Origin of the sequence: Pseudoxanthomonas sp. Root630, from assembly GCF_001427585.1 — a bacterium.
Taxonomy (GTDB): domain Bacteria; phylum Pseudomonadota; class Gammaproteobacteria; order Xanthomonadales; family Xanthomonadaceae; genus Pseudoxanthomonas_A.
In genome coordinates, this window is the sequence record NZ_LMGY01000002.1 from 128,942 (window position 1) to 135,134 (window position 6,193).

A 6,193-nucleotide genomic window follows, 5' to 3' on the forward strand; every position below is an offset into this window, starting at 1 on the left:
CGAGGGGCTTTGAGTAGTCTTTCAGTGCGCCCCGGCGATGCGGTGCGCACCGGCTGGACGCGCTTGGGTCACGCCAGGCCGAAGGTCCGACGCAGACTTGCATCCACCGGCTTGAAGGGCATGAAGCGCCGAAGCTTGGCCAGTAGCGATGCTTGGCCTTTGGGTGTGCGCCGCATCTGCCAGCCACCCAGTACTGCTTCCATGATCGTGTCTGCCACCAAGGCCGCATCGGGCGCCTCAGTAGAGGCGCGACCGATAGCGTCGATTGCACGATCACGCTCCCGGTCGTACTCGGTCACTGTGCTCTGCACGAGCCGCGTGTTCGACTTGAAATTCGTGTTTGTAAAGGACGGCTGCACCAGCGTCACCCTGACCCCGAACTGCCGCAGTTCGTGATCCAGGCTCTCCGACAAACCCTCTACCGCATGCTTACTTGCGGAGTAGACGCCCATGTAGGGCGCCGGAAGAAATCCCAGCACGGAGCTTACGTTGAGGATTTTCCCAGAGCGCTGGGAGCGCATGTGAGGCAATACGGCGCGGATCACCCTCATCACGCCAAAGACATTCGTATCAAAGAGATCCTCGGCCTCATCAATGGACGTCTCCTCCACGGAGCCCACCAGATTCTGGCCAGCGCTGTTCACGAGGACATCGATCCTGCCTTCCTTCGAGATGATGCTAGCGACGGCGTGATCGACACTTGCCTGCACACGCACATCAAGCTGCACCAGCGTCACCCCTTTTACAGGCTCCGCGTGTTCAAGTTGACGTACGCTGCCGTACACCGTGAACCCCTCGTCTGCCAGGGCCCTGGCGCTTGCTCGTCCAATGCCGGATGAGACGCCAGTGACAAGAACGACTTTCTTCTTCATCTTCACTTCCTGCTCTAGTAGTTGATAACGCTTCAGTGCGCCGCATCCAACGCGGGCGAGGTTCTGTCAGCAGGTGAGACTGGCTTGATCTTGAACCAGATCGAATACATGGCCGGCAGGAAGACCAGCGTCAGGACAGTTCCTGCAAGAGTGCCGCCGATCAGGGTGTAGGCCAGCGTCCCCCAGAACACCGAGTGCGTCAGGGGAATGAAGGCCAAGATGGCGGCAAGCGCTGTCAGGATCACCGGACGCGCGCGCTGCACCGTTGCCTCGACCACGGCGTCAAACGAGCTCAATCCTTCCTGTTCGTTGTGATGAATCTGCCCGATCAGAATCAGCGTGTTTCGCATCAGGATTCCCGACAGCGCGATCAAGCCGACCAAAGCATTGATGCCGAATGGCTGCTGGAAGACGATCAGTGTGGGCACCACACCGATCAGGCCGAGCGGACTGGTGGCGAAGACCATGATCATCGCCGCGATCGAGCGCACCTGGAGGATGATGATGAGCAGGGTGAGCGCAATCATGATGGGGAAAAGCGGCAGCATTGCAGTTGTCGCCTTGCCCGCCTCCTCAATCGAACCCGCTTGCTCGATTCGGTAACCCGATGGCAGTTTCTCGATGACGGGCTTCAGCTCACCCAGTACCGCCGTGGAAACGTCGGGTGGCTGCAAACCCTCTGCGATATCACCGCGCACTGTGATGGTCGGCGTACGATCCCGGCGACGGAGGATGGGATCCTCCATGCGGATCTCCACGGCGCCCACCTGAGAGAGAGGTATCCGCTGCCCACCGGCTCCCACCAAAGTGAAGTCGGCGATCTTTGCTGGATCCAGGCGTGTGTCGCCCGCGGCACGACCGACCACCTGTACCGAGCGAATGTCCTCTCTCACTTCGGTAAGCGGGGCACCACTGAGCAGGAATTGCAACTGCAATCCCACGGAGCTGGAGGTCAAACCGACGGCGTTGAGACGATCCTGATCAAGCGCAAAGTGCAGCGTGGGAACCCGAGGACCCCAGTCGGTATTGACCGTTCGCATCATGTCGTTCTTGCGCATGATGCTTTCGACTTCGGCTGCGATTTCGCGAAGCTTATTGGGGTCTGGGCCCATGACACGGTAGGCCACAGGGAACGGTGAAGGAGGACCGAACACGATCTGAGTAACCCGCACCTGCGCTTCAGGGGCCAGCCCCTTCGCGATCGCCTCGCGCAGCCTGAACTTGAGCGCTTCTCGCTCCTTGTCATCGCCTGCCAGCACGACAATCTTGGCGAACGATGGGTCAGGCAGCTCCGGCGCCATCGCCAGGAAGAAGCGCGGAGCACCCTGCCCTATGTAGGCCGTGACGATGCGCGCCTCTTCCTGTTTGGCGAGCCATGCCTCGACTTTCGCCGCCGCAGCACTGGTCTGCTGGATGGATGTTCCGTAGGGCATCTGAACTTCGACCAGCACCTCAGGCCTGTCAGATGTGGGAAAGAACTGCTTCTTGACCGCGCCCATGCCAACAACGGCCAGCACGAACAGTCCCACCACCGCGCCGGCGACCAGCCACTTGCGAGCGATAACACGTGCCAGCAGCTCCCGGAAGCGGTTGTAGTTACGGGTGTTGTAAATGGCCTGATGTCCGCCTTCCACCTTCTTGATGTCCGGCAGCAGCTTTACACCGAGATAGGGGGTGAAGACGACCGCCACCACCCAGGACACGATGAGTGCGATGCCGACGATCCAGAACATGTTGCCGGTGTATTCGCCCGCGGTAGACCGCGCGAAACCGTTGGGCATGAAGCCGATGGCGGTGACCAGGGTGCCGGACAGCATGGGCGCGGCGGTGTGGCTCCAGGCGTAGGCGGAAGCCGCCACACGGCTATACCCCTCCTCCATCTTCACGACCATCATTTCGATGGCGATGATGGCGTCGTCCACCAGCAACCCCAACGCCAGGATAAGCGAGCCCAATGTGATGCGATCGAAGTTCTTGCCGGTGGCCGCCATGATCACGAACACGGCAGCCAGCGTTAGAGGTACCGCGGCAGCGACCACAATGCCCACGCGCCAGCCCATGCTGATGAAGCACACCAGCATCACCACAAGTAGGGCCACGAAGAACTTGACCATGAACTCATCGACTGCCGAGCTGATGTTCACGGCCTGATCGGTGACTTTGCTGAGCGAGACTCCCAACGGGAGCTGGGAATTTATCTTGCTGACTTCTGACTCCAAAGCCTTACCGAGATCCAGGCCGTTCCAGTCATCGCGCATGATTACGCCCAGCAAGAGCGCGGGCTCGCCGTTGTTACGAACGAGAAAGGTGGCCGGATCCTCGTAGCCACGCTCCACCGTAGCAACATCCGATAGTTTCAACGTACGCCCTTGAGCCACGATCGGTGTTTGGCGGATCTTCTCCAAACTGTCGAAGGCGCCCTCGACGCGGACCAAAACCTGCGGGCCGCGGGTCTCGATCGAGCCTGCGGGTGTGAGCACGTTCTGGCTATTGAGCGCGGCGAAGATCTCCTGGGGGCTTATGCCCACAGTGGCCAGTCGATCGTGGGAGAACGAGACGAAGATGCGCTCGGGCTGCTCGCCAATGATGTTGACCTTCTTGACCCCAGGCACGTGCAGCAGCTGTTGGCGCAGTGCCTCGGCGTCACGCACCAGCAACCGTTGCGGCTCGCCCTTCGCTTTGAGCGCGAAGAGTGCGAATGTCACATCGGCATATTCGTCATTGAGAATTGGCCCAATCACCCCAGCAGGCAGTCTCTTTGACTCGTCCCCGAGCTTCTTCCGGGCTTGATAGAACTCTTCCTGGACCTGCGAGGGCGGTGTGGCGTCGCGCAAGGACACCATCGTGAAGGCCAGCCCAGGACGGGTATAGGTCTCCGAGCGGTCATACCACCGGAGCTCCTGCAAGCGCTTCTCAAGCGGCTCGGCCACCAGATCCTGCATCTCCTGGGCGGTGGCGCCAGGCCAGGCGCTGACCACCGTCATCTGCTTGATCGTGAACGGCGGATCCTCAGCCCTGCCCAACTGGAAGAACGCAAGAATGCCCGCCGCTGAGATCAGGAACAGCAGGAAGACGGTGATCGAACGCTCTCGGACGGCAAGGGACGAAAGATTGAATCGCCCTTCGCTCATGGCTGTGCTCCAGCGTGCGCGGTCCGTTCGCTCATCGGAACGACCACCTGGCCGTTCTTAACGAGATGGGCGCCAATCGCCACGACCTGAGTGCCCGTGCGCAGATTGCCTTTGACCCGCGCCATCTCGGCCGTGATCTCCAGCACCTGGACCGGGCGCCAGACAGTTTTTGTCGGCTTGCCTTCCAGCACCCACACTCCCGTCCCTTTTCCGGGATCGAACAGTGCACCAATCGGTACCTGCAGCCCCTCTGTCGACGTCGCGCCGCTTTCGATGTCAACCGTGACAGTGGCTCCCAAGGGCGCATCTGCGAGCACCCCATCGAGGACATATCGCGCCTCGTAGGTACGCGTCAGAGGATCGGCAGCATCTGAGAGCTGTCGAAGCTTCGCGGGCACAGGACCTCTGCTGTCGCCATAGAGCATGGCGCGCCCTGTCGACCCCAATGCGGGCCGGAGCGTCTCTGGAAGATGGACGATGGCTTCCCGGTCTCCGGTGCGCGCCAGGCGAACGACAGGCTGGCCGGCGTTGACCACTTGTCCAGGCTCGGCGAGCGTCTCCATGACCACGCCGTCAGCGTCAGCCAGAAGCTCTGCGTACTGATTGGCGTTGTTGGCCACCTGGGCTTGAGCGCGTGCGGCAGCCAACTGTGCTCTTGCCGCGTCGGCAACCGCCTTGCTTTGATCGTAGGACGAGGCCGACACCGCGCCCGTGCCCACAAGGGTGCGGTAGCGCGCCTCATCGGCGATGGCTCGGGTGGCCTGTGCCTGCGCAGCCAGAACAGCTTGCTGCTGCGCTTGAGCAGCAAGCCGCAGATCCGACGGATCGATCCGCATCAGGACCTGGCCTCGCCGGACCGTCTGGCCAGCATCCACGAGCCGCTGGGACACCTTTCCTGAAACGCGAAAGCCCAGATCGCTCTGCACACGAGCAGCGACGGTGCCGGTAAACGACCGAGACCCGGTATCAGCTCCTTTCACGGTCGCCGTGCGAACCAAGGGCGCTTCGGTGCGAGGGTCTGCGCTGGACTGCCCTCCGCACGCGGCGAGAGCGACTGTCAGTACACCAATTAACGAATTATTAACAATCTTGAGCATATGTGTCCCGCCGGTCTGGCCTCGGCGGGCACTCTGCTCCTAGTGACCAATATAGTCAATAGTCACTACCGTTGGGTCTAGGGGGACAAACTTCGCAGCACCAAGCTGGAGAGACTCGCTGGCGCCTGCTCTGTGAATTCTAAGCTGTGCTGAAGCAGCAAGGGGTTCAGATAAGGGCGCAGAACCAGATAGATCGAATTGGTAGTCTCGTCCAGCGGCGTCTTGCGCTCGAACTCTCCGGAATCCCTGCCTTCCTGCAGGATTTGCTGCAGCAGCCCACGGACGCGCCCCTCGTAAGAAATGACCGATTGCCAACGCTCGCCGGCTGCTGACGCGGCGATCTCGTAGAGCTTGCGATCCTGGAAGAACAGCCTCTGACTGGCGTCTACCGAGGCTTTGAACATGCGCCTAAGCTTTTCCGCAGGCTGGTCGGCCTGCCGAACGGCTTGACTGACTTCCGCCTCGATCTGAGCCAGGCAGTTAGTGCAGATCATCTCGCCAATGGCCTGCTTGGACTCGAAAAACTTGTAGACGTAGGCCTTGGAGAAGCCGACGGCCTTTGCAAGATCCGAGACCGTCGTCTTCTCGTAGCCATAGCGACTGAAATGCTCTGTTGCCGCGGCGACAATCTGGTCGCGGATTTCATGCTCGACAGGGCCACGGGATGCGCTGGCAACGTTGGTAGAAGCGTTCATCGGCACAGCTTACCCCCCGGACAAAATGGTCGCAACGAATGACCAACATCGACATCCGTCACTGTTTATGGAACGATCAGGCCACCTCAACCAGGCGAGCTGCCGCTCTACAGGTCGGGGGTTCAAGCCCGCATCAGGACTGAGCGCCATATTTGCCACCCCGGTCGACCCGAGCCCGTTCCCAGAGCACAAGTGAAGCTTCCGTGCACTGTGAATTAGCGTCCAACGCAGAGGGTTGTGATTACCGCCCATCCCTACGCGGAGACATGTCAGACCAAGAATGGAGCAAAGCATTGAACGAACGTGGCAAACGGACCGCCGCAAGGCCCTTCTACCTTCCCCTAAAATCCTCGTCCCAGAAGCTGGTGTCGACAACGTACGCGCCCACGCGCTCCCGC

Annotated in this window: 4 protein-coding genes; all 4 read right to left on the reverse strand. The window is 60.7% G+C overall.

The genetic code is table 11. The features are described 5' to 3' along the window. Nucleotides 1-68: 68 nt before the first annotated feature. The 4 genes from ASD72_RS03540 to ASD72_RS03555 all read right to left on the reverse strand — a co-directional run bounded on the left by ASD72_RS03540 (nt 69) and on the right by ASD72_RS03555 (nt 5,795). Nucleotides 69-872: an oxidoreductase gene (locus tag ASD72_RS03540; RefSeq protein ID WP_056878599.1), complete on the reverse strand. Its 804-nt coding sequence runs from the start codon at nt 870-872 to the stop codon at nt 69-71. Between the two features lie 32 nt (nt 873-904). Continuing rightward, nucleotides 905-4,003, reverse strand: coding sequence for an efflux RND transporter permease subunit (locus ASD72_RS03545; RefSeq protein WP_056878600.1), 3,099 nt, complete (start codon nt 4,001-4,003; stop codon nt 905-907). Further along, a complete protein-coding gene (locus ASD72_RS03550; protein WP_056878601.1) occupies nt 4,000-5,100 on the reverse strand; it encodes an efflux RND transporter periplasmic adaptor subunit in 1,101 nt (366 codons plus the stop codon). The genes ASD72_RS03545 and ASD72_RS03550 overlap by 4 nt, the downstream gene beginning before the upstream one ends. Nucleotides 5,101-5,177: 77 nt before the next feature. Beyond that, nucleotides 5,178-5,795, reverse strand: a complete 618-nt coding sequence (locus ASD72_RS03555; protein ID WP_056878602.1) for a TetR/AcrR family transcriptional regulator — start codon at nt 5,793-5,795, stop codon at nt 5,178-5,180. Nucleotides 5,796-6,193: the final 398 nt, after the last annotated feature.

Coding starts and splice junctions, on each gene's coding strand:
- ASD72_RS03550 (WP_056878601.1), bottom strand. CDS start 5,100: ATGCTCAAGATTGTTAATAATTCGTTAATTGGTGTACTGACAGTCGCT.
- ASD72_RS03540 (WP_056878599.1), bottom strand. CDS start 872: ATGAAGAAGAAAGTCGTTCTTGTCACTGGCGTCTCATCCGGCATTGGA.
- ASD72_RS03555 (WP_056878602.1), bottom strand. CDS start 5,795: ATGAACGCTTCTACCAACGTTGCCAGCGCATCCCGTGGCCCTGTCGAG.
- ASD72_RS03545 (WP_056878600.1), bottom strand. CDS start 4,003: ATGAGCGAAGGGCGATTCAATCTTTCGTCCCTTGCCGTCCGAGAGCGT.